The organism is Ralstonia flaminis (genome assembly GCF_958415495.1).
GTDB lineage: Bacteria > Pseudomonadota > Gammaproteobacteria > Burkholderiales > Burkholderiaceae > Ralstonia > Ralstonia flaminis.
Map to the genome: position 1 here is coordinate 260,755 of NZ_CATZLL010000005.1, position 24,303 is coordinate 285,057.

Sequence of the window (24,303 nt, forward strand, 5' to 3'; positions counted from 1 at the left end):
ATGGAAGCAGGATCAATGCTTGAGGATCGGGATGCAGAGCAGGCGGGCGGTGAGGAGCAATCGGCAATGGCGTTGGTCCGCATGGCTAGGTGCCGTTGCGTTGGCGTGTGGGGCTGCTGTCGCGCACGCGCAGCCCACCAGCCCTGATCCGCAGATCGCCTTCTATTACGGCCGCGATGTACCGGCCCCCGAACTGCAGGCCTTTGACTGGGTGGTGCTCGATCCGGTGGCAGCCGGCACCTTCGACCCGAAGCAGCCATCGCCCACGTTGTGGCTCGCGCGCGTTGATTTGACACAGCAGGTGGAGGCGATGCGCGACAGCACATGGCCGGCCAACGTGCTCGATCACGTGTTTGCGCCGTTGCTTGCGCAGGGCTATCAGGGGTTCCTGCTCGATGGGCTCGATACGCTGGCGGCCAAGACCCCGAATGCCGACAGCACGGTGTCGGCACTGGTGCAGGCGCTGCATGCGCGTGCCCCGCAGGCCAAGCTCCTGGCGGGCGGCACCGCGTGGCTCGATACGCTGGCGCCGCAGTTGTCCGGCGTGGTCACGCCCGGCCTTGTGCGTGAGCGCATCGGCGGCGAAGGCCTGCAAGATGTGAGCGATGCTGATCGCACTGCCCGCGTTGCCACGCTGCGCAGCATTGGCGCGCAGTACCATCTGCCCGCCGTTGCGCTGGACTATTGCGCCAGCTACGACCGCACCTGCCTGCGCGAGACCGCCAATGTGGCGCGCGCCGCGGGCGTCACCAGCTACGCCACCACACCCGGCGTGGATTTCATCGGCATCGGTCGCCTGGAGGTCATGCCGCGCCGTGTGCTGCTGGTCGAGCCACAAGAGCCGAGCACCAGTGCCAATACAGCGCCGTCGGTCCTGTATCTGGCCATGCCGATCAACTACCTTGGCTATCGCGTTGAATTTGCTGACGCCTACAAGCCGCTCCCGCCTGTCACACCCGATCGCTACGCAGGTGTCGTTACTTGGTTTGATGCCAACGCACCGCGCCCGGGCGCCTGGGCATCCTGGCTTCGGCGTGCCGTGGGCGCCGGCGTGCGCGTGGCGATGTTCAACCAGTTCGGCATGAGCATGGATGCGTCGATGGCGCAGACGCTTGGCCTGAAGACCGTATCGGGTACGCCGCAGGGGCCGCTCTCCATCGTTTCGCGCGACCCGATGATCGGCTTCGAGCTACAGCCGCATCCTGATCGGCGTACCGCCGTGGGGGTGCAGGTGGACCCAAGCGTGGCCGGCATGCAATCGTTGCTGCGCCTGTCGGCGGGCAGCTATACCTATGACGCGGCGGCCATCACGCCGTGGGGCGGTTACGTACTGCAGCCGTTCGGCGTGTTCCGCATGCCCGACGTGGACCAGGCGCGCTGGGTGATCCAGCCGCTAGATTTCCTGCGCCGCGCGCTGGCGTTGCCTGTCATGCCGGTGCCCGACACCACCACCGAGAACGGCCGCCGCCTGATGACCGTGCATATCGACGGCGACGGTTTTGCTTCGCGCACCGAGTTTCCGCCGGGCGAGTTCTCGGGCCAAGCACTGCTGCGCGAGATCTTCGAGCGCTACAAGGTGCCGACCACCGTGTCGATCATCGAGGGCGAGGTAGCGTCCGACGGCATGTATCCCAAGCTCACGTCGCAGTTGGAGCCCATCGCGCGCGCCATCTTCGCGCAGCCGTATGTGGAGCTGGCAAGCCATACGTTCTCGCACCCGTTCAACTGGCTGCGCACGACCAACCCGCTCGAGCCGTCAGATGACAAGGCGCCTGAAGGCAACGATTCTTTCGCACTGAACATCCCCAACTACCGTTTCAGCTTCGACCGCGAGATCGCGGGCTCGATCAGCTACATCAACACGAAGCTGGCGCCTGCGGGTAAGCGTGTGGAGGTGCTGCTGTGGAGCGGCAACGGTCAGGTGCCGCCGATTGCGGTGCAGAAGGCCACCGAGGCCGGCGTGCTCAACATGAACGGCGGCGACACGTACATCACGCGCTCCAACCCGAGCTGGACGGCCGTGGCGCCGCTGGGTGTGGACAAGGGCAATGGCCTGTTCCAGGTGTTCGCACCCGAGCAGAACGAGAACATCTATACCAACCTCTGGCACGGCCCGTACTACGGCTTCTCGCGCGCCATCGAAACGTTCGAGCTGACCGACAAGCCTTATCGCTTCAAGCCGATCGGGATCTACTACCACATGTATTCCGGCACCAAGCTCGCTTCACTGAGCGCGCTGCGACAGGTGTACGACTGGGCGCTCACGCAACCGGTCATGCCGATCTACGCATCGGATTACATCCACAAGGTGCTCGATTTCCGCAGCTTTGCCGTCGCGCGTGATGGCGACGCCTGGGTGGTGCGCGGCAACGGTGATCTCCGAACCGTGCGCTGGGCTGGCGCCGGCGCACCGCGCCTGGCCGATGCACGTGACGTAGCGGGCTACGCGGCACGCCCGGGTGGCACCTACATCCACCTGACGAGCGGCTCGGCGCGCTTCACGCTGGACAGCGCCCAGCAAACGCAGCCCTACGTGCGCGATGCCAGTGGTCGGCTGTCGAACTGGCAGCGCAGTGCGGATGGCCGTTCGCTGTCTGTCGACGTGGCGGGCTATACGCGTCCGTTCATCCGCTTTGCCAACGCCGCGCGTTGCCGCGCCACCGTGGATGGCCGCGAGGTGACCGGCACGCACGGCGCCGACTGGCGCATCGACCTGGGTGCGGGCAACCCGGCCAAGCTGGTGCCGCAGCGCGTGGAGCTGACCTGCGGCGCGTAGCGCGGCGCTAAGGCAACGTCACGCCCCACGCCTGTGTGACGTTGCCGCCCAGTCGCCATTCATGGAAAGCGCGCCGTGCCGCAATCAGCGTTGGCAGACGCGAGTCGTGCTGGCTGGCGTAGTAGGGCTCCATCCACGACAGCTCGTCCTGGAAAGTCCACGGAAACAGGTCTTGCTTGATGGGGCTTACGGCGCGGAAGCTGTCCGGGTCCTGCACCGCGCGCGTGACCAGGTCTGCCAGTCGGCCGATCGCGTGCTGGTTTTCGGCATACAGGTTGATATTGCGAGGCCTGACCAGCTCGGCCGCGAATACCAGGGGTAGCAGCGCGAACGTGTGGTAGTGCAGTGCGCGATTGCCACGCTTGAGCTCGCGCTGCAGTTCACCGTGCGGGCCGATGTCGCGGATGCCTTCACGCACGCGGGCGACGCCATCGTCCACCAGGTCACTCCGACGTGCCACCGTGCCGATGGCAACCAGGTTGAGCCCGGCCCAGTAGGTCAAGTTGTTGTGCAGGCTGTTGATCTCTTGCGCATCGCGTGTGGCCATGGCGATGCGGGTGAGCCAGTTGTCGATGATGGCGGCGCGCGACGCATCGAGGCGCCCAAGCTTTTGCGCACGCATGCGTACCAGCGCGAAATCTGTCCCTGCCCACGAGCGTTCGTAGTAGCCCTGGTAGCCGGTGATCGGCCCCATCAACGCGTCGCCCTGCGCCCAGCCCTCAAGCAGATCGATCGTGCAGGCCCAGTCGCCGGCCTCCGCGGCCTTGTTGAGCCGGTCGATGTAGGCGCGCATCGGCTTGACGGCTTGCTGGTACCCGGCCGGATCGTCGTAGAAACCGGGTGGGTCGATGGTGTGCTCGGCAGGCGGTACCACGCAGGCGGCCTGGGCGGTCGGCATCGCGCACAGCAAGGCTGCGGCGGTGAATGCGAAGGTGATGCCGTGGCATAGCGGCTGGAGAATGCGCATGTCGTGTCCTGGCTCGTGTTGGGCGGAAGGGAGCGGCCAGAGCATTCTAGGCGGGTGGCCGCCCGCTGTCCGGTGCGTCGGACATTGTCTGATTTTTCGGACAATGACGACTGTTAAACGTTTGCGCTCAAGCTTTTCGCCGGTGATCCGTTGTTAACCCGACTGTCGATCACCAGGAAAAAGTATGCGAACGCCTCCTCGCCACTCCGCCTCTGAACAACCCGCCACCAGCCTCGGCACGCGGCTGGCAGTCATCGGCCTGATTGCCCTGGTGCTGGTGTTTGGTGCCTTTGCGCTGGCGAACTCGCATTCGAGCCTGCGCACGCTGGAAGCCAACGCACAATCGGCCATGCGCGACCAGGAGGCCGCCATGCGTGACATGATCGCGCTCTTCGACGGCGCCATGCGCACCGAGGCGGACCGCTTCCTCACCGCCTTTGCCGATGCCGCCCCCGGCCCCTACAGCGTGGACCCGGTGCAGACCGTAGAAGTGGCCGGCAAGCCCACGCCCACCTTCAGGAGCGGCGACACGGTGCTGAACCTGAACTACACCGTGCCGGATAAATTTTTCGCCCGCACCGGCGGCACCATCGCCACCGTGTTTGCCCGTACCGGCGACGACTTCGTACGTGTGACGACTTCGCTCAAGAAGGAAAACGGCGAACGCGCCATTGGCACGTTGCTCGATCGCGCCCACCCCAGCTACAAGGCGCTCATGGCCGGCGAGCCGTTCCGCGGTCTTGCGTGGCTGTTCGGCGTGCCCTACATGAGCAAGTACGAACCGGTGCGCGATGCCTCCGGCAAGGTCGTCGGCGCGCTGTACGTGGGTGTGGATGTGCGGACTGAACTGGCGCTGCTCAAGGACAAGATCCGCGCGCACACCATCGGCAAGACCGGTGGCTACTTCGTCATTGACGGCAAGCCCGGCGCCGACCAGGGCAAGGTGCTGATCGACCGCAACACGGCGCGCGAAGGCAAGAACCTGCTCGATGCCAAGGACGCTACCGGCCAGGCCTGGGTGCGCGAGATGATCGAGCGCCGCGACGGCATCCTGCGCCATGCGCTGGCCGACACCGAGGGTGGCGCCGCGCGCGAGCGCTTCACCGTCTTCTCGCAATACCCTGATTGGAAGCTGGTGATCGCCGGCACCGCCTACGTAGACGAACTGGAAGCCGATCTGGTCGTTGCCCGCAACCGCTTCCTGCTGCTCGGTCTGGCGCTGGGCGCACTGTTGGCCGCCGGCCTGTGGTGGATGCTGCGCCGCGCAGTCAGCCTGCCGCTGGCCGAAGTGGTGTCCGTGGCCGAGCGCGTGGCCGCCGGCGACCTGACGCACCGCCTGCCCGCCACGCGCCGTGACGAGATCGGCCAGCTGATGCGTGCCATCAACGGCGTTGGCGATGGCCTCTCGGGCATCGTCGACAAGGTGCGTGCCAGCGCGTCCACCATTGCCTCCAGCACCGGCCAGATCGCTGCGGGCAATGCTGACCTCTCTGCGCGCACCGAGGCGCAGGCCGGCAGCCTGGAGCGCACCGCCTCGAGCATCGAGGAGCTGGCCGCCACCGTACGCCAGAACGCCGACAGCGCGCAGCATGCACACGACATGGTGCAGTCCGCCAGTCAGGCGGCCAATGCCGGTGGGCAGACCGTCGAGCGCCTGGTCGGCACGATGTCGGGCATCCACACTACCGCGCAGAAGATTGCCGACATCACGGGCATCATTGACGGCATCGCCTTCCAGACCAACATCCTGGCGCTGAACGCCGCCGTGGAAGCCGCCCGCGCTGGTGAACAGGGCCGCGGCTTTGCCGTGGTGGCGGGCGAGGTGCGCAGCCTGGCACAACGCAGCGCGGCGGCAGCCAAGGAGATCAAGGTGCTCATCAACCGCTCGGTGGAGGAAGTGCAGGCCGGCAACGAAGCCGCACGCGGTGCGGGGGATGCCATGCAGGACATCGTCACGCGCGTCGAGCGCATCGCCGGCTTCATGGGCGAGATCAGCCATGCTTCGCGCGAGCAGTCGCAGGGCATTGAAGCGGTCAACCAGGCGGTGACGTCGATGGACGAGGTGACGCAGCAGAACGCCGCACTGGTGGAAGAAGCTGCCGCCGCGGCCGAAAGCCTGCGTCAGCAGGCCCAGGAACTGCGCGGCGCAGTGGATGTGTTCCGGCTGGCTTGAGCGCGCAACGGAGGGTTGCAGAAGGTTGAGGAAATGTTGCAGTTGGCACACAGCTATGCGGGGAATCTGTGCAAACCTGTACGTTGAGGAACTCGCGTCCAGCTCAGGCACTCGCACCACACAATCTGTCAGCCATTTGCAACGCAACGTGATGGGATGCCCCGGAGCTTGCGCGCCTCAGTCCATGTCCTCCGTAGGTCAAGCCTTTCATTCTGTGGTCGCGATCGACGACCACCCGCTCGTTCTGGAATCCATTCAAGCGCTGCTTGCCGGGTCACCGTATCTGCGCCTTGTCGCCACAGCGGCTGATGGGGCGGAAGGGCTGCAGCTGATCCGCTCGGCGCGGCCCAAGCTGGCGATCATCGACATCAATCTGCCCAGCCTGGATGGCCTTGAGCTGGTGCGGCGGGTTCGCGCACAGCGCCAGGACATCGGCATCGTAACGATCTCGTCGGAAAGCGCAGACGACAATGCGCGGCTGGCCTTCCTGGCCGGCGCGAATGCCTACGTCGAGAAATCGGAAGCCACTTCCGTCCTGTCGGCGGCCCTCCTGCTGGCTGCGCGCGGGTATCTCTCGTTTCCCCATGCAGCGATGGGCCCCGCAGAAGGCGCAGGCATGGCAACGCTGACCAAACGGGAGTTGCGCGTGAACCAACTGCTCACGCAAGGCTACGGGAACACGGAGATCGCCCAGCGCCTCGGTATCTCGCCGAAGACGGTCTCGACCTTCAAGCACCGCATCTCTAGGAAGATCGGGCTCGCAGCCTGACCACCGACATCTAGACGACAGCGCGCTGGCAGACACGCTTTCCTGCGGCTGCCTGGGCGCCCAATCCCTTCGACACCACCAGTTCGCAGCGATACCCGTAAAGCTATCGGGTGCGTTGGCACACGCGTAAAAAAAAGGCCGCTTTTTCAAGCGGCCTTTAAAGTCGATATGAAGCTGTGAAACTGTAATTCAGGCTTCGATCGAATCATAATCCAAAACCATTGATCCGCAATAGTTTAATTTTCGTCATCCACTGGATTATTCTTTGAGATATTTGGATGGTGCAGCGTAGGATTGTGGATTAAATTATTGTAAGCCTTGCTTATGCTGGTTGGGTGACTTGTGTAGGGCGTTGATTTATATGAATAATTTTATAATTTTGGATTAGGTATCGTATTTGCCACAGAGAAATTTCGTCCATTGGTGAGTGAGTGTCCATGGAATACATAATTACTACATCGCAAATCCCCGCGATAGTGTTTTTCAAGGACAACGATATGAAGATCAAGCTGTTTGCGGCTGCTGCCGCAGCCCTGGTTTCCGCAGGCGCCTCCGCGCAATCGAGCGTGACGATGTACGGCGTGGCTGACGCTGGCATTGAGTGGGCCAACAAGGTGCCGAACACAGCCGGCACGGAAGGCAACTCGCGTGTGTCCATGCAGTCGGGCAATGGCGCCATGACCGGTTCGCGTTGGGGCCTGCGCGGCGTTGAAGACCTGGGCGGTGGCCTGAAGGGTATCTTCAACCTGGAGAGCGGCTTTGACATCGGCCGTGGCGAGAGCCAAGACAGCCGTCTGTTCGGCCGTGCCGCTTACGTTGGTCTGCAAGGCCAATGGGGTCAAGTGACCCTGGGCCGTCAGACGAACCTGCTATACGACTTCACGACCCAGTACGACCCGATGGCGCTGACCTCGCGTTACTCGATCGTCTCGCAAGACGCCGCTATGGGTGGCCGTGCTGACAACGCCATCAAGTACGTTGGCACGTTCAATGGCTTGACAGCGTCGGCGCTGTACTCCATGCGTAATGATGGTCAAGAGATCGCTGGCAACAACAAGGTCGGCCGCGAGTGGAGCGCTGGTTTGAACTACGCCGCAGGCCCGTTCTCGGTTGGCGCTGTCTATGACCAAACGAACGGCAATGACGTCACCACGGCCGACATCAAGACGCAACGCGCTACGTTGGCTGGTACGTATGCCTTCGGTCCGGCCAAGCTGTTTGCTGGCTACCGTTGGGGCCACGTGACGGGTCTGCCGGCGGCGATTGCTGCCACTGCATCGGAAACGCGTTCGAACCTGTACTGGCTGGGTGCCGCGTACCAGGCAACGCCGGCGCTGTCGCTGACGGGCGCTGCCTACTATCAAAACTACAAGGTCACCGGCGCGGGTAACCCGTGGCTGTTCGTGGTGGGTAGCGATTACGCGCTCTCCAAGCGCACCGACGCCTATCTGAACCTGGCCTATGCCAAGAACAGCAGCAACGCGCTCCTGCCGGTGGGTGTGGCAAGCGACACGACACCTCTGTTCTCGGCCCCGGACGGTACCACCAGCAGCGGCAACCAAATGGGTGCCATGGTCGGTATCCGCCACAAGTTCTAATCGACGCTGAGTCGGCTAGATGAAAAAACCCGAGCCGAGGCTCGGGTTTTTTCTTGGGCGCTTGCGGCAGAACTCAGTGCAGCACCACGCGCCGCACCAGCGCCACCAGCGGCGGGCGGATCGAGCGTTCGATGACCGGCCGCAAACGCAGCGGCTTGAGCAGCATCTTGGCCGCCATGTCGATCGGCAGGTGCGAGCGCACCAGCGCACTCACGCGCGAGTTGAGGGCGCGTACGTCGGCTTCGGGCACGTCTTCCTGATCGCGTTCGATGCGTAGCACGTTGCGCAGGGCGATCATCGAATCTTCGTTCTTGATTTCGCGCAGGCGTGAGGCGAGTGCCTTGAGCACGCGCGCGCGGCCGACGCCCTCGCGGGCGTTGCACTCGTTGAAGAAGCGCAGGAAGTGCTTGTAGTGACGGACTTCGTCCGCCGAAATGCGGCTGGCGAGGTCGCGCAGCACGGGCTCGTCGGCATCTGCGGCGGCCTGGGCGATGGCGCGGTAGAAGGTGGCGGTGCCCATCTCGACCACGCAGCGCGCCACCATTTCCAGCGCCTGCGTCGGCTCGAATTGGTCGATCGAGCAGGTGACGGAGTACTCGTCGAAAAAGCGGGCGTAGCCGCGCTCCCAGTCAAACTCGGGCCAGACGGTTTCAACGTAGCGGCGCAGGGCGAGGCCGTGCTGCAGTTCTTCGCGCTCCCAGTGGGCGATGAGCCAGTGGGCGGTTTCAGGGCGATCTGCGTAGTACTGGGCAAGATTGCCTGCGTAGAGATCAGAGCCGCTCTCGACAAACGAGGCGCTGACCACTAGATAGAACAGCGTGCGGTTCTCGCGCACGCGTGCGACATCGATGCTGCCGTAGGCGATCTCGTGGACTGTCCACGGGAGTTGTTCGCTGACGGATCCTGCTTCCAGATGAACCTGTGACACGGCACGTCCTCCGTTGGCGGAGCCGTAAGAAGTCGGCCGCCTTAGCATGAGAATGAAACATCACGTCTCATGTTTCAAGACACTTTTGCGTCAATAAAGGTTCCTATAAGCAATCTTCTGCGTACAAAGTGGCACTGAGACTATGGCGATTGCGTCACTCGGGTGTTTTGCGCATCGGGTGGGCCCGTGCGTGCCGCAACCCGTAGGTGAAGGCGCCGAGCGCGATAACTGCCGCCGCCACCATCGCCCATTCGACTGCCGCGTAACCACCGGAGGCTTTCCACAGCAGCGCGCCCAGCCACGGCGCGCTGGCCTGGGCCAGCAGCACGGGCGTCATCATCAGGCCGTTGAGCGTGGCGTATTGGCGGCGTGATACCAGTTCCGGCATGGCAATCGCGCGCAGCATGGTGTTGATGCCATTGGCTGCACCGTAGACCAGCGCAAAGACGATCAGCAGTGGGCCGGTGGAGAGCGTCAGCACCACGAGCGCGAGCGCCATCGCCACATACGTGGCTGGGGCAATGCGCACCGGATGCGCCAGACGAAAGCGCATCATCGCCAGCCGGCCAAGCACCTGGGCCGGGCCAATGAGCGCCGCGATCAGCAACTGGCGGCTGGTCGGCTCCCCTTTCTCGGAAAGCAGCGGAATCAGGTGTGCCCCGAGCACCGTGTTGGTCAGGGCGACGGCCACGAACGCCAGCACCACTGCCCAGAACACCGGCATGCGCAGCGCCATGCGCCACGCGGAAGGCTGCGCAGGCACAGTTGGGCTGGTCGCTTCTGCCGGCGCGTGCGCGGGCGGCCGTACGCGCAGCCGCGCATGGATGGGCAGGCAAATCAGCAGATGGGCCAGCGCAAACAGTTGCAGCGTGTGCCGCCAGCCAATGTGCTCCACGCCCCATTGCGCCAGCGGAATGCAGATCGTGCTGGAGAACCCCGCAATCAGCGTGAGGCCGATGATGGGGCGCTGGTAGGCATCGCCAAACGCTTGGCGCAGCACGACGAATGCGGGGTCGTAGAGCGTGGTGGCCATCGCGATGCCCATCGGCAACCAGAGCAGGAGGAACGTGGTTTCACCGGAAACGTACGACCAGGCCAGCAGGCTGCCTGCGGCCAGTACCGAGCCCATGCCCATCACACGGCGCGCCGGCCAGCGGTCCAGCGCACGCCCGACCCAGAACGAGCACAGCGCCCACACCAGGAGCCCAAGCGAGAACCCGCCCGCCAGGAACGGCCGCGCCCAGCCGAGCGTGTCGTGCATCGGCGCAAGGAAGACGGTGAAGGTGAAGTACAGCGTGCCCCACGAGACCGTTTGCGCGAGGCCGAGCAGCAACACAAGGCGCCGGCCCTCGGGTGAGGCCAGCGAGAACATGGGTGTCATGGAGGCTGAAGCGGTGGGTAGCAGGCCACGAGTGAGCCTGCGCACAGTGTGCGGACCATTCTAGCGGCGCGAGCCTGGGTGCGCGTGCCCCGGTCGAAGGGGGCGCTCAGCTAGTGGCTGCCGGCGAGTCCACGCAGCGCTGTCGCATCGACGATCTCCACCGCCCGGTAGTGGCAGCGGATCCACCCCGCGCGCTGCCATGCCTGCAGGTACTTGGAGATGGTCTGCCGCGAGCGCGCCAGCATGCGGCCCAGTTCTTCGTTGCTGGCGGCGACGGTGCGGCCATCGCCCGCGCGGGCAAGCTGCAGCAGGCGCTGGGCGAGGCGCGCATCGGCGGGCATCTCGCTGGCGTGCTCGAACTCGTCGAAGATCAGGCGGATGCGCTGGCAGAGCTGCTGCATCAGCGCCCACATGCCGGCCGGATAAGCGGCCACCACGCGCGCAAACGCGGCGCTGCCCAACAGGATGAGCGTAGTTGGCCCCTGGGCATGCGCGCTGTGCGTACGGCCGCCGCCGTCGATGAGGGCGATTTCCCCGAACCACTCGCCCGCACGCAGCACGCCATAGACGAGTTCGCTGCCGCCATCGGTCGTGCGGCTGATGCGCACGCGGCCACGCACGATCAGGAACATGCCCTGTGCCGGGCCACCGTGGGGGTGGATGCATTCGCCGTCGGGGTAGGTGATCAGGCGCGCGGCGGGCGCGATCTCGGCCAGCAGGTCAGCGGGGGCGTCACGCAGCCAGCCCTGCGCGAGTTGCGCGGGGGTAGGAGCGGGGATCGTGTGGGAGGCTTCGGCAGGCATGTCGGCAGAATGCGGCGAAGGGGGCGCGGCTCATTGTCAAATGCTTGACAGTCTGCGCGCAAGACCCGGGCAGAGAATGGCTCAGTGTTATCCACAGCAGTTATCCACAGCAGTTATCCACAACAAGCTGCGCACCCATGACGCGGCATCCCAGACCGATTCAGGCGACGAAGGAGACACCCCATGACGCACGACACCGCCCCGCGCGCGACGTTTTCCCATATGGAGCACGGCACCCGCGAGGACTGGGCCGCGATCTCGGCCGAGTTCATGCCATTTGCCCGTGCGCTGCCCGACCGCGTGCTCGCGCACCTGAAGCTGCTCGACGGCGACTGCGGCGGCTTCCCCATCGACCGCCTCGCGCACTCGCTGCAGACCGCCACGCTGGCGCACCGCGACGGCCGCGACGAGGAATACGTGGTCTGCGCGCTGCTGCACGACATTGGCGACACGCTGGGCAGCTTCAACCACCCAGACATCGCCGCGGCCATCCTCAAGCCCTTCGTCAGCCCTGAAAACCTGTGGATGGTCGAGAAGCACGGCATTTTCCAGGGCTACTACTTCTTCCACCACCTGGGCCTGGACCGCAACCTGCGCGAGCAATACCGCAGCCAGCCCGAGCTGTTCGAGCGCACCGCCGAGTTCTGCGCCAAGTACGACGCCGCCGCCTTCATGGCTGACTACGACAACCTGCCGCTGTCGTTCTTCGAGCCGATGGTGCGCCGCGTGCTCGCCCAGCCGCGCAACTCCATTTACGTGAAAGAAGGTGAGCGCGAACTGTCCAAGCCAAAGGCCGAGGCGGCGTAACTAGGGCTTCACCACGTTCACGGGCGTGCCGGCAGCCCACGCCGCCACGTTGGCGAGCGTCGTATCGGCGATGCCCGCCAGCGCCTCGCGGGTGAAGAACGCCTGGTGCGCAGTGACGATGACATTGGGAAACGTCAGCAGCCGCGCGAACACGTCGTCCTGCAGCACATCGGCAGAGCGGTCTTCGAAGAAGAGGTCCGCTTCTTCCTCATAGACGTCCAGCCCCAGATGGCCGAGCTGGCCGGTCTTGAGCGCATCGATCAGCGCGGGGCTGTCGACCAGGCCGCCACGGCTGGTGTTGATGAGCATCGCACCGGTTTTCATGCTGGCCAGCGCCGTGGCGTCGATCAGGTGGTGGGTGTCGGCGTTCAGCGGACAGTGCAGGCTGACGATGTCGGACTGCGCCAGCAACGCCGGCAGCGGCACGTAGTGCGCACCCAGCGCCGTCAGCGAGGCCTGCGGAAACGGGTCGAAGGCCAGCACCCGGCAGCCGAAGCCCGCCATGATGCGCGCGAACACCTGCCCGATCTGCCCCGTGCCGACCACGCCAACGGTCTTGCCGGCCAGGTCGAAGCCGAGCAGCCCATCCAGTGAAAAATCTCCTTCGCGCGTGCGATTGCAGGCGCGGTGCAGCCGCCGGTTGAGCGTGAGGATCATGCCCACCGCATGTTCGGCCACCGCATGTGGCGAGTATGCCGGCACGCGCACCACCGTCAGCCCCAGGCGCTGCGCAGCGGCCAGGTCGACATGGTTGAAGCCGGCCGAGCGCAGCGCGATCAGGCGCGTGCCGCCCGCCGCCAGTTCGGCCAGCACCTCGGCATCGAGCGCGTCGTTCACGAACGGACAGACCACCTCAAAGCCCGCCGCGAGCGATGCCGTTTGTGCATCGAGGTGCGCGCGCTGGAAGACAAGATCGAAGTGATGCCCGCCGCGCGCGAGGGCGGCGCGAAAGCTGTCTTCGTCGTAGCGGTGGCTGCTGAAGAAAAGGATGCGCATGGGCGTTGGCTGGGACAGCGGTATTGGCAGCCGCGCTAGCTTACTCCCGCGAAATGCCGTGCTTGCGCAGCTTGCGGTACAGCGTGTTGCGGCTGATGCCGAGCGCTTCGGCGGTCTGGGCCATGCGCCAGTCGTGCGTTTTCAACGCGGCGAGCAGGGCGGTCTTCTCTGCGTCTTCCAGCGGTGCGGGCGCCTCGGCTGCGGGCTGCAGTTCGGCGGGCAGATCGCGCAGGCGGATGCGGCTGTCATCTGACAACGCCACCAGCGTGCGTAGCACATTGCGCAACTGGCGCACGTTGCCAGGCCAGGGTTGGGTGAGCAGGGTGTCGCGTGCATCGTCGTCCAGGCGGATGACGCGTCCGCGAGACGCTTCGGCCAGCAGATCCGCAAGCAGCGCAGCCTTGTCGGCGCGCTCACGCAGCGGCGGCAGCGTGATGCGCAGACCGTTCAGGCGGTAGTACAGATCTTCGCGGAAGGCGCCTTCGCGCACGCGCGCCTCCAGATCCCGGTGGCTGGCGCTGATGATGCGTACGTCCACGGGTTGCGCCTCGCCGCCCAGTGGTACGACCGTGCGCTCTTCCAGCACGCGCAGCAGCCGGGTCTGCAGCATGAGCGACATGTCGCCGATCTCATCGAGGAACAGCGTGCCGCCATCGGCTTGCTGCAGCTTGCCGCGCATGCCTTCCTTGCGTGCGCCGGTGAAGCTGCCGCCGCGATAGCCGAAGAGTTCGCTTTCGATCAGCGCTTCGGGAATCGCCGCGCAGTTGATGGCAACAAAGGGTTGTGCGGTGCGTGAACTGGCCTGGTGGACGGCCTTGGCAAACGCCTCTTTGCCGGTGCCGGTTTCGCCGTACAACAGCAGCGGCACATCGTGCTCGTAGACGCGCAGCGCACGGTGGAAATCGGTACGTAGCCCGTCGGTTTGCAGGCAGAGGCCCGGGGTGGCCTGCACCGGTTTGGAGGTGAGGGCCGTGTCGGCCACCGGGCGTGGGCGCGGCGCGCGCAGCAGGCCGAATAGCGTGCGGCCCTGGTGGGTGTGCAGCGGCCACGCCACGCCGGAGGCTTGCGTGGCACGTGCGAGGAGCGCATCGGCCGACACGTCGAATACCGTATCCACCGGCTGCCCGAGCAACGATTGGCGCGTGGCCCCCAACAGGTTCAACGCGCTCTGGTTGGCCGCGCGGATGCGCCCATCGCCGCCCACGGCCAGCAGCCCTTCGCTGAACAGGCCGACGTATTCCGGCTGGGCGTGGAAGCGCAGCAGCCAGTCGCGTTCGAAATGTTGCAGGAAGACGCCGCCCTCGATCACCTTGGCGGAGAGATTGACCAGCGCGGTGGTGTGGAACTGCCCCTGGCGCGACATCTCGCGGCGGATGGACGACACATCCAGCACGGCCAGCAGGTTGCCGTGTGGATCGAACACCGGGCTGGCCGAGCAGGCGAGTTGAATATGACGGCTGCGGAAATGTTCTTCCTGATAGATCGTCAGCGCCTGTCGTTCGACCACACAGGTGCCGATGCCGTTGGTGCCTTCAGCGGCCTCGCTCCAGTCGGCGCCGGACCACAGGCCGGCCTGCTCGAACAGCGAGCGCTCCGGATGGCCGGCCACACAGTCAAGGATCACGCCATCCGCATCGGTCAGTGCCACCACGTGGCCGCCGGCAAGCTGGCGATGCAGGCTGTGCATCTCGCCGCCGGCAATGCTGAGCATGGGTTGGAGCTGCTCACGGCGCTCGCGGATGCGGGCCGCTTCCAGCACGGCAGGCGCATCGGCGTGCGCTGGGTCCAGCCGATGCTGCTGTAGGCAGCGCAGCCACGAACGTGCGATGGACGGATCGGCCGCCGGGCCTGCCAGCGGAGCATTCTGCTGCGCGAGCGTCAGCACCTGGCCGGTGTGATGCGACATGCGGTGGTCTTGCATCGCCTGTGTCTCCTTCGCCTCGTGTCCGCCGTGGTCGACGAATTGTGCGTTTTCGCTGCGTACCGAAAATAGCACAGTGTCCTGAGACAACGTATCGGGGGTGACACGCGCGGTTGATCCGCCGCAAGGGCCGCTTCTCGAGGAAAACCGCACGGCATGCAGGTTTGCCGTCGGGGGCCGGACATGGCCCGCACCTTGCAGAAGCACTCCCGGACGCGGCGCAACCTATGACGCCTGCGCCGCCCAAATCACATCAGGAGACAACCCATCATGCGTTACGCCCATCCCGGCACGTCCGGCGCCATCGTTTCGTTCAAGTCGCGCTACGGTAACTTCATCGGCGGCGAGTTTGTTGCGCCAGTCAAAGGTCAGTACTTCACCAACACCACGCCGGTGACGGGCGAGGCGATTGCCGAATTCCCGCGCTCGACGGCGGAAGACATCGACCGTGCACTCGATGCCGCGCACGCTGCGGCAGACGCCTGGGGCCGCACCTCGGTGCAGGATCGCTCGCTGATCCTGCTCAAGATCGCCGACCGCATCGAGCAGAACCTCGAACTGCTGGCCGTGACGGAAACGTGGGACAACGGCAAGCCCGTGCGCGAAACGCTCAATGCGGACATTCCGCTGGCGGTGGATCACTTCCGTTACTACGCCGGCTGCATCCGCGCGCAAGAGGGCTCGGCGGCGGAGATCAACGAGCACACTGTGGCGTATCACATCCACGAACCGCTGGGCGTGGTCGGCCAGATCATCCCGTGGAATTTCCCCCTGCTGATGGCCGCGTGGAAGCTGGCGCCCGCGCTTGCTGCCGGCAATTGCATCGTGCTCAAGCCGGCCGAGCAGACGCCGCTGGGCATCAACGTGCTGATGGAGTTGATTGGCGATCTGCTGCCGCGCGGCGTGCTCAATGTTGTGCACGGCTTCGGCAAGGAAGCCGGCGAGGCACTCGCCACCAGCAAGCGCATCGCCAAGATTGCCTTCACGGGCTCGACGCCGGTGGGCTCGCATATCCTCAAGTGCGCGGCCGAGAACATCATTCCGTCGACGGTGGAGCTGGGCGGCAAGTCGCCCAACATCTATTTCGAAGACATCATGCAGGCCGAGCCGAGCTTTATCGAGAAGGCCGCCGAAGGCCTGGTACTCGGCTTCTTCAACCAGGGTGAGGTGTGCACGTGCCCCTCGCGCGCGCTGGTGCAGGAGTCCATCTACGGCCGCTTCATGGATGCGGTACTGACCAAGGTCGCCGCCATCAAGCGCGGCGACCCACTCGACACGGAAACGATGGTGGGCGCGCAGGCTTCCGAGCAGCAGTTCAACAAGATCCGCACGTATCTGGAAATCGCGCGGGAAGAGGGCGCCGAGTGCCTGGTCGGCGGCGAGCCCGAAGTGCTGCCCGGCAAGCTCGGCACCGGTTACTACATCAAGCCGACGCTGCTCAAGGGCGACAACAGCATGCGTGTGTTCCAGGAGGAGATCTTCGGCCCGGTGATTGCCGTGACCACCTTCAAGGACGAAGCGCAGGCCGTGCAGATTGCCAATGACACCGAATATGGCTTGGGTGCCGGCGTGTGGACGCGCGACATCAACCGTGCCTATCGCGTGGGCCGTGCCATCAAGGCCGGGCGTGTGTGGACCAACTGCTATCACCTGTATCCGGCGCACGCAGCCTTTGGCGGTTACAAGAAATCGGGCGTGGGCCGTGAGACCCACAAGATGATGCTCGACCATTATCAGCAGACCAAGAACCTGCTGGTGAGCTACGACACGCAGCCGCTGGGCTTCTTCTGACCTGCGCGGCTGGGGCTGGCTGTTTGGGCGGGGGTGCCGGCAAGGCTGTTAGCATGCCGGCATCTTCAGCCTTTTCCTGCGAGCAATTCCCTTGCCCGTCACCCAGACCTTCCTCTGGCACGACTACGAAACCTTCGGCGCCGTGCCACGCCGCGATCGCCCCGCACAGTTTGCGAGCATCCGCACCGATGCCGAGCTCAACGAGATTGGCGAGCCGGTCGAGCTGTTCTGCCAGCCCTCCAATGACTGGCTGCCCGACCCGGTGTCGTGCCTCATCACCGGCATCACGCCGCAGCAGTGCGCCAAGCAGGGCGTGCCGGAATATCAATTCGCGCAGGCCATCGAGCGCGAACTGGGCACGCCCGGCACCATCGGCGTGGGCTACAACACCATCCGTTTTGACGACGAAGTCACGCGCCACCTGTTCTGGCGCAACCTGATCGACCCGTACGCACGCGAGTGGCAGAACGAGTGCGGGCGGTGGGACTTGCTGGACGTGGTGCGCACCACGTGGGCGCTGCGCCCGGATGGCATCCAGTGGCCGAAACACGAAGATGGCAAGCCGAGCTTCAAGCTGGAGCATTTGTCCAAGGCCAACGGCCTGGTGCACGATGCCGCGCACGATGCCGTGTCCGACGTGCGCGCGACGATTGCGCTGGCGCGACTGATCCGCAACGCGCAGCCGCGCCTGTTCGACTTCTGCCTGGCACTGCGCAAGAAAGACCGCGTGCTGGCCGAGATTGGCGATGCACCGCGACCGCTGCTGCACATCTCCGGCATGTACGGAGTCGAGCGCGGCTGCATGGCCGTGGTGTGGCCGCTGGGCTGGCACCCGACCAACAAAAATGAGTTGATCGTGTGGGACCTGGCGTTCGACCCCTCCGAGCTGTTTCATATGGATGTCGCCACGATCCGTGAGCGCATGTTCACGCGTACCGCAGACTTGGCCGAAGGCACGACGCGCCTGCCCATCAAGTCGATCCACATCAACAAGTCGCCCATCGTCATCAGCAACATGAAGACGCTGCAGCCTGCGCAGGCCGAGCGCTGGGGCATCGACTTCACCGCCATCGAGCAACACGCCCACATCGCCCAAGGCGCGCCCGACATGCGTGAGACTTGGCGGCAGGTCTATGCCCGCGAGCTGGAGCCGATCGACGATGTGGACCAGAACCTGTACGGCGGCTTCGTCAGCAATGACGACCGCCGCACGCTCAACGAACTACGTACCCTCAGCGGCGAACAGCTTGCCCGTTTGAACGCGGATTTCGCCGATGAGCGCCTGCCCGAACTGCTGTTCCACTATCGCGCACGCAACTTCCCTGACACGCTCTCCGAAGAGGAATACGAGCAGTGGGAGCAATTGCGTGCCGAGCGCCTGTTCGAGGGCGGTGGCGGCTATCTGACGTTCGAAGCCTTTGGCGAGCGGCTTCAGCAGTTGGGCGCCGAGGCCGCTGAGAGTGGCGATGCGCGCGCGCAGAACATCCTGCAGGACCTGTACGACTACGCGCAGCAGATCGTGCCCGGCTAACAACGCATACACACGCAAAGAAAAACGGAGGCCGAAGCCTCCGTTTTTTCATGGTGATGCCGAAGCGATCAGGCTGCACGTTGCGCCGAGGCCGGATCACGCCACTGCGTCAGCAGCTTGTTCCAGCGGATGCGTGCCGCCGCCAGGTTGGCGTCCTTCACGTGGCCGAAGCCGCGGATGTCTTCCGGCAGGCGCGCCAGTTCCACGGCCTGCGCCAGCTTCTGCGCGTTCAGCCCCTTCACCAGTTCCTCCACCAGCGCACGGTATTCGCCGATCAGCGCGCGCTCGGTACGGCGCTCTTCTGTCTTGCCGAAGATGTCGAACGCCGTGCCGCGCAGGCCCTTGAGCTTGGCCAGCAGCTTGAACAGCTGCATCGTGTTCGGGCCAAAGCGCTTCTTGACCAGGTGGCCCTTGTCGTCGTGCTTGGCCGTCGTCGGCGGTGCGAGCCAGAAGTTGAGCTGGTAGTCGCGGCCGGGCTCGCCTTCGAACTGCGCGCGCAGCTTGTCGAGGAAGGCCGGATCGGTGTACAGGCGGGCGACTTCGTATTCGTCCTTGTACGCCATCAGCTTTGACAGGTTGCGCACCACGGCTTCCGTGAACGTGAGCGCTTGGCCAGCACCAACCACCGCCGTTTCTGCTGCACGCACGCGCTCGACCACCGAGCGGAACTCGGCAGCGTACGCAGCGTTCTGGTACGCGGTCAGCAGATCCACCCGACGGGCGATCAGCGTGTCCAGCGAGGGCAGGGCGATGACATCGGCCTTGGCACGCGGTGCATCGTCCGCCAGCTTCAGCACGGCATCGCGGTCCTGCGCCAGATGGCGGCCCCATTCGAACGCGGTCTTGTTCTTCTCGACCGCCACGCCGTTGAGTTCGATCGCGCGGATAAGCGCGTCGTACGTCAGCGGCAGCCAGCCCTTTTGCCACGCAAAGCCCAGCACCAGCGGGTTGGTGTAGATCGCGTCGCCCAGCAGGCGCACGGCCAGCGTGTTGGCGTCTTCAAACGCGCAGGCATCGCCGATGGCCGCACGGATGTCGGCTTCGGCTGAGCTGCCCGGGAAGCGCCAGTTCGGGTTCTTGATGAAATCGGCCGTGGGGGATGCCGTGCTGTTGACGATGGCACGCGTCTGACCGTGCTGCACCTTCGACAGCACTTCGTCCGATGCCGAGACAATCGCATCGCAGCCGATCACCAGATCCGCTTCGCCCATGGCGATGCGCGTGGCGTGAATCGAATCCGGACGCTCACCGATCTGCACGTGCGAGAGCACCGCGCCGCCTTTCTGCGCGAGGCCCGCCATGTCGAGCACGGTCACGCCCTTGCCCTCGATGTGCGCGGCCATGCCGAGCAGCCCGCCGATGGTCACCACGCCCGTGCCGCCCACGCCCGTCACCAGCACGCCGTACGCGCGTTGGATGGCAGGCAGTTCCGGGTACGGCAGCAGCGGCAGGCTGTCCATGCCGATGCCGCGCGATTCCGGCTTGCGCACCTGCGCACCTTCCGCCGTCACGAAGCTCGGGCAGAAGCCGTTCACACACGAGAAATCCTTGTTGCACGACGACTGGTTGATCTTGCGCTTGGTGCCCAGCTCCGTTTCCAGCGGCTCGACCGACAGGCAGTTCGACTTGACCGAGCAATCGCCGCAGCCTTCGCACACGGCGTCGTTGATGAACGCGCGGCGTGCCGGGTCAGCCATCGTGCCGCGCTTGCGGCGGCGACGCTTCTCGGTGGCGCAGGTCTGGTCGTAAATCAGCACGCTGGTGCCTTGCACCTCGCGCAGTTCGCGCTGAATCGCGTCCAGGCGATCGCGGTGGTGAATCGTCACGCCTTCCGGCAGCTTGATCGCCGCGTTGTACTTCTCCGGCTCGTCCGTCACGATCACGATGCGCGACGTGCCTTCTGCATGGACCTGCGCGGCAATCTGCGGTACCGACAGCGGGCCGTCCACCGGCTGGCCGCCGGTCATGGCCACGGCGTCGTTGTAGAGCAGCTTGTAGGTGATGTTCACCTTGGCTGCGATCGACGCACGAATCGCCAGCAGGCCCGAGTGGTAGTACGTGCCATCGCCCAGGTTGGCGAATACGTGCTGGTCATTCGAGAACGGCATCTGGCCGATCCACGCCACGCCTTCGCCGCCCATCTGGCTGAAGGTGTCGGTGCGGCGGTCCATCCACACGGTCATGTAGTGGCAGCCGATACCGGCCAGCGCGCGCGAGCCTTCCGGCACGTTGGTCGACGTGTTGTGCGGGCAGCCCGAGCAGAACCACGGCTTGCGCTCGGCGGTGATGCGCGGCTTGGCGAGCGCCTTCTCTTTGGCGTCGATGATGGCCAGACGCGCAGCGATGCGCGAGCGCACGTCCGACGGCAGCTCGAACTTCTCCAGTCGTGTAGCGATGGCGCGGGCGATCAGCGCCGGGGAGAGTTCGTAATGTGCGGGCAGCAGCCAGTTCGCCATCGGCACCGACCATTCGCCGCCGGCGTTGTCCTTCTCGTCAAACTTGCCGTACACGCGCGGACGCACGTCGTCGCGGTAGTTGTACAGCTCTTCCTTGAGTTGGTATTCGAGGATCTGGCGCTTCTCTTCCACCACCAGAATCTCTTGCAGCCCTTCGGCAAACGCACGCGCGCCGTGCGCTTCGAGCGGCCACACGCAGCCGACCTTGTACAGGCGGATGCCGATGCGGCGGCAGGTTTCCTCGTCGAGGCCGAGGTCGACCAGCGCCTGGCGCACGTCCAGGTACGCCTTGCCGGCGGTCATGATGCCGAAGCGCGCCTGCGGCGAATCGAGCACCACGCGGTCGAGCTTGTTGGCACGCACGTACGACAGGCCGGCGTACCACTTGTAGTCGAGCAGACGGGCTTCCTGCACCAGCGGCGGATCGGGCCAGCGGATGTTCAGGCCGCCCTGCGGCATGGCGAAGTCTTCCGGCAGGATGATCTCGGCGCGGTGCGGGTCGACGTCGACCGAGGCCGACGATTCCACCACGTCCGTCACGCACTTCATCGACACCCACAGGCCGGAGTAGCGGCTCATTGCCCAGCCGTGCAGGCCGTAGTCGAGGTACTCCTGCACGTTCGACGGATACAGCACCGGAATGCCGGCGGCCTTGAACACGTGTTCCGACTGGTGCGCCAGCGTGGATGACTTGGCGGCATGGTCATCGCCTGCGAGCACCAGCACGCCGCCGTGTGCGGATGAACCGGCCGAGTTGGCGTGCTTGAACACATCGATCGTGCGGTCCACACCCGGGCCCTTGCCGTACCACATGCCGTACACGCCGCTGAACTTGGCGTTCGGATACAGATTGACCTGCTGCGAGCCCCAGACCGCCGTGGCGGCCAGGTCTTCATTGAGCCCCGCCTGGAAGACGATGTTGTGCCCCGCCAGATGCTTCTTGGCCTTCCACAAGGCCTGGTCCAGCGCCCCCAGCGGCGAGCCGCGATAGCCGGAGATGAAGCCTGCCGTGTTCAGCCCAGCGGCGCGGTCGCGCTCTTGCTGCAGCATCGGCAGACGCACCAGGGCCTGCGTGCCGCTGATATAGATGCGGCCACGCTCGAGCGTGTACTTGTCGTCCAGGGAAACGGTTTCGAGCGCGCGGCGTAGCGCGTCGTTCAGAGGGGCATTCATGCGTGCTCCGTGTGGGTGTGCCGGGATCACCGACAGCAGGTCTCTTTTGGTGCCGTCCGCGCCGCTTCTTGTGGAAACTGGCAGACAGCCGTGGGTCGGGGCATCGTAGCACTGCGTGACATTCCCAACACCGTGCAACGCAGCAAGAATGGGGCGGGGTTTTCCCGAGGTTGCGGCGCTTGCGGCACAGATGTGGCGCATGGATCGAGCCGACGATAAGCATGTTGCACCGCATGCAAAGTTGGGCGGCGCACCCGCTGCGTACGACGCGAATTGGCAAACTTCAGTCAAGAAGTAAGGCGTGCGTCACCTTGTCTCTGGACTTTCCTCAGCGTCGCCGCCATCCTGCGCGGTTACGTCCTGAAAACCCCATTCCTGACCATGTCCCGCACCCAACCCACTCGCGCTCCGCGCCGGCAAGCACTGCCGGTGGCCTGCACGCGCGTGCGTTGTGGCGCGGCACATGACCTTCCGCCCGCGCACGCTGCCCTTCGGCACTTCCTGCTCGCCCGGCTTTCGTAAGCCGTGCGGGGCGCCGCCCATCTGGCGCCTCTGCCCCGCACGGCCACTTCCACTCAGTCTCGCCTCTTAACACGGGTTCGACACGGCATCGATGTGATGCGGTGTCGGCACCGGTTCGTCCGCCATCTGCCGGCAGATCGTTGATCGCCGCGTTGCCGGGCGCAGGAATTGCCATGGAACTCACACAGAACTTCATCAAGGCCAAACAGCCTTGCGCGGCGGGCTACCGTTGGTACATCCGTAACCGCCACAACGGCACCGATTACCAACACCTGCTCGACAGCCTCGTGCGCGAGGGCCGCATTACCGATGCCATCTGGCTGCTCGACAACTTCGGCCCAACCGATGCCGTGCTCGAAGCCGACGACATCGAGGCCGATGCGCTCATCTTTGCCGGCACGATCATCGTGCGCGGTGGCATCCACGTCGATGGTGTGTTGCGCGCGGGGCTGGCGATCCGCGCGGGCGGCGGTGTGCGCGCGGGCGAATCCATTACCACGGGCAGCGACCTTGAAGCCAAGGCGGGTCTGTACTGCGACGGCACCGTGCACCTGGGTGGCGACCTTCGGGTCGGTTGGAGCGTAACAGCCGCCGGTGCGCTGCACTGTGGCGGCACGGCGCGTGTGCACCGCGACTTGCATTGCGACGCCGATCTCGACGTCGCTGACGATTTGTTGATCGGCGAAGCGCTGGCTGCGCGCGGCAACGTGCGCGTCGGCAAGGGGTTGCGCGCTGGCGGCGAGGTGGTCAGCGAGGCCGGCATCGTGAGCGCGAACGGCATTCTCGTGGGCGCTGACCTACGCGCGAATACGCACCTGGAGGCCGGCTGGGGCATCAAGGCCTCGGGCGATATCGAAGCCGGCGGCGCCATCCGCGCAGGCGAGGGCGTTGAGGCGGGTGGCGTGATCGTTGCCGGGCCGGGCTATGGCATCCACGCGGGCTTGAGCGTACGCATGGATGATTGGCCGTCCAGTGCGTGCATTCGTGCGGTCGAACAGCCCGCACGCCTCATCAGCGGCTATTGGATGGAGGCTGCATGAGCGCCGTACTGACCCTGCCCGTGCCATCACCGGCTTTGCCAACGTTGGCATCGACCGTGCAATCGCTGCGTCGGTGGCTTGCACCGCTTGGCCTGCGCACCGACGTCGACTTCAACAACGAAGACATTGAGCGCGAACTCGACACGCTGTATGAACGCATGCAAACGCCCGGTACGCCGCTGCATGGCATGACGTTCGACGACGGCACCTTGCCGGGCTTCCGCCTGCACACACGCGAGGCCGATGGCGAGACCTATGTCTATGTCGAAGACGTGGCGGCGCGGCGCCTGGCAGGCTACACGGTCTTCAACCGCTTGATTGAGCTGGACAAGCGCGCGGATCGCTATCTGCGTGCGCCGCATTCGAAGTACGCGTTGGCGTACCAGCGGCGCGGGTTGGCCTCGACCGTATTCCGGCGCGCGCTCGACGGTGGGATGTGTCTGATGAGCGGCGCGCGTCAGTCCGTCGGGGTGCATGGGGTGTGGCAGTCGCTCGCCAGGCGCTACCCATCGGGGTATGTGGAGGTGTGCGACAAGCGCCTGCGCTATCTGGGCGACCATGTGGACGATGTTGTGCTGGAGGCCCTGCACACGCGGCGTGTGCTGCTGGGGGCGGGCTGGAGCTTGGCCAAACTGGCCGCCGCCACAAGGATGGTCGTCTGACTGGGTGCC

The 24,303-nt window shown here is 65.1% G+C and carries 16 protein-coding genes; 9 read left to right on the forward strand and 7 right to left on the reverse strand.

What is annotated here, in order from left to right; all coding sequences use genetic code 11:
- Nucleotides 1–31 precede the first annotated feature (31 nt).
- On the forward strand, nt 32–2,776 hold the full coding sequence (locus tag R2N11_RS10070) for a bifunctional glycoside hydrolase/polysaccharide deacetylase family protein (RefSeq protein ID WP_316680988.1): 2,745 nt from the start codon (nt 32–34) through the stop codon (nt 2,774–2,776).
- Nucleotides 2,777–2,783: 7 nt separating this feature from the next.
- On the opposite strand, the gene R2N11_RS10075 is transcribed toward R2N11_RS10070, so the two are convergent.
- Nucleotides 2,784–3,743 carry an alginate lyase family protein gene (locus tag R2N11_RS10075; protein WP_316680989.1) on the reverse strand — a complete coding sequence of 320 codons (960 nt, stop codon included), beginning with the start codon at nt 3,741–3,743 and terminating at the stop codon, nt 2,784–2,786.
- A gap of 184 nt (nt 3,744–3,927) precedes the next feature.
- Here R2N11_RS10075 and R2N11_RS10080 point away from each other — a divergent pair, with 184 nt between their 5' ends.
- The 3 genes from R2N11_RS10080 to R2N11_RS10090 all read left to right on the forward strand — a co-directional run bounded on the left by R2N11_RS10080 (nt 3,928) and on the right by R2N11_RS10090 (nt 8,283).
- Entirely contained in the window at nt 3,928–5,916 is a 1,989-nt protein-coding gene (locus R2N11_RS10080; protein ID WP_316680990.1) for a methyl-accepting chemotaxis protein, read from the forward strand.
- A gap of 184 nt (nt 5,917–6,100) precedes the next feature.
- Nucleotides 6,101–6,685, forward strand: a complete 585-nt coding sequence (locus R2N11_RS10085) for a response regulator transcription factor (RefSeq protein ID WP_316680991.1) — start codon at nt 6,101–6,103, stop codon at nt 6,683–6,685.
- A 497-nt stretch (nt 6,686–7,182) separates the two neighbouring features.
- The gene (locus tag R2N11_RS10090) at nt 7,183–8,283 is read left to right on the forward strand and encodes a porin (RefSeq protein ID WP_316680992.1); all 1,101 of its coding nucleotides are present in this window, start codon (nt 7,183–7,185) and stop codon (nt 8,281–8,283) included.
- Nucleotides 8,284–8,356: 73 nt separating this feature from the next.
- Here R2N11_RS10090 and R2N11_RS10095 read toward each other — a convergent pair whose 3' ends face one another.
- The 3 genes from R2N11_RS10095 to R2N11_RS10105 all read right to left on the reverse strand — a co-directional run bounded on the left by R2N11_RS10095 (nt 8,357) and on the right by R2N11_RS10105 (nt 11,395).
- Nucleotides 8,357–9,259 (reverse strand): ferritin-like domain-containing protein, encoded by a 903-nt coding sequence (locus R2N11_RS10095; protein WP_316680993.1) that lies wholly within the window; start codon nt 9,257–9,259, stop codon nt 8,357–8,359.
- Nucleotides 9,260–9,365: 106 nt separating this feature from the next.
- The gene (locus tag R2N11_RS10100; RefSeq protein ID WP_316680995.1) at nt 9,366–10,592 is read right to left on the reverse strand and encodes an MFS transporter; all 1,227 of its coding nucleotides are present in this window, start codon (nt 10,590–10,592) and stop codon (nt 9,366–9,368) included.
- A gap of 110 nt (nt 10,593–10,702) precedes the next feature.
- On the reverse strand, nt 10,703–11,395 hold the full coding sequence (locus R2N11_RS10105) for a Crp/Fnr family transcriptional regulator (protein ID WP_316680996.1): 693 nt from the start codon (nt 11,393–11,395) through the stop codon (nt 10,703–10,705).
- Nucleotides 11,396–11,578: 183 nt separating this feature from the next.
- Between R2N11_RS10105 and R2N11_RS10110 the strand changes: the two genes are divergently transcribed.
- Nucleotides 11,579–12,202, forward strand: coding sequence for an HD domain-containing protein (locus R2N11_RS10110; protein ID WP_199030684.1), 624 nt, complete (start codon nt 11,579–11,581; stop codon nt 12,200–12,202).
- On the opposite strand, the gene R2N11_RS10115 is transcribed toward R2N11_RS10110, so the two are convergent.
- Both R2N11_RS10115 and R2N11_RS10120 read right to left on the reverse strand, forming a co-directional pair.
- Complete coding sequence (locus tag R2N11_RS10115; protein ID WP_199030685.1) at nt 12,203–13,198, reverse strand: 2-hydroxyacid dehydrogenase; 996 nt, start codon at nt 13,196–13,198, stop codon at nt 12,203–12,205.
- 40 nt (nt 13,199–13,238) lie between these two features.
- A complete protein-coding gene (locus R2N11_RS10120) occupies nt 13,239–15,119 on the reverse strand; it encodes a sigma-54-dependent Fis family transcriptional regulator (protein ID WP_316680997.1) in 1,881 nt (626 codons plus the stop codon).
- Nucleotides 15,120–15,389: 270 nt separating this feature from the next.
- Here R2N11_RS10120 and exaC point away from each other — a divergent pair, with 270 nt between their 5' ends.
- Nucleotides 15,390–16,910, forward strand: coding sequence for an acetaldehyde dehydrogenase ExaC (exaC, locus tag R2N11_RS10125; protein ID WP_199030687.1), 1,521 nt, complete (start codon nt 15,390–15,392; stop codon nt 16,908–16,910).
- Between the two features lie 91 nt (nt 16,911–17,001).
- Nucleotides 17,002–18,441: an exodeoxyribonuclease I gene (gene sbcB / locus R2N11_RS10130; RefSeq protein WP_316680998.1), complete on the forward strand. Its 1,440-nt coding sequence runs from the start codon at nt 17,002–17,004 to the stop codon at nt 18,439–18,441.
- A 68-nt stretch (nt 18,442–18,509) separates the two neighbouring features.
- On the opposite strand, the gene R2N11_RS10135 is transcribed toward sbcB, so the two are convergent.
- Nucleotides 18,510–22,070, reverse strand: coding sequence for an indolepyruvate ferredoxin oxidoreductase family protein (locus R2N11_RS10135; protein WP_316681000.1), 3,561 nt, complete (start codon nt 22,068–22,070; stop codon nt 18,510–18,512).
- Nucleotides 22,071–22,765: 695 nt separating this feature from the next.
- Between R2N11_RS10135 and R2N11_RS10140 the strand changes: the two genes are divergently transcribed.
- Both R2N11_RS10140 and R2N11_RS10145 read left to right on the forward strand, forming a co-directional pair.
- Nucleotides 22,766–23,632, forward strand: a complete 867-nt coding sequence (locus tag R2N11_RS10140) for a hypothetical protein (protein ID WP_316681001.1) — start codon at nt 22,766–22,768, stop codon at nt 23,630–23,632.
- Nucleotides 23,629–24,294 carry an N-acetyltransferase gene (locus R2N11_RS10145; protein WP_316681002.1) on the forward strand — a complete coding sequence of 222 codons (666 nt, stop codon included), beginning with the start codon at nt 23,629–23,631 and terminating at the stop codon, nt 24,292–24,294. Before R2N11_RS10140 ends, R2N11_RS10145 begins: the two co-directional genes overlap by 4 nt.
- Nucleotides 24,295–24,303 lie beyond the last annotated feature (9 nt).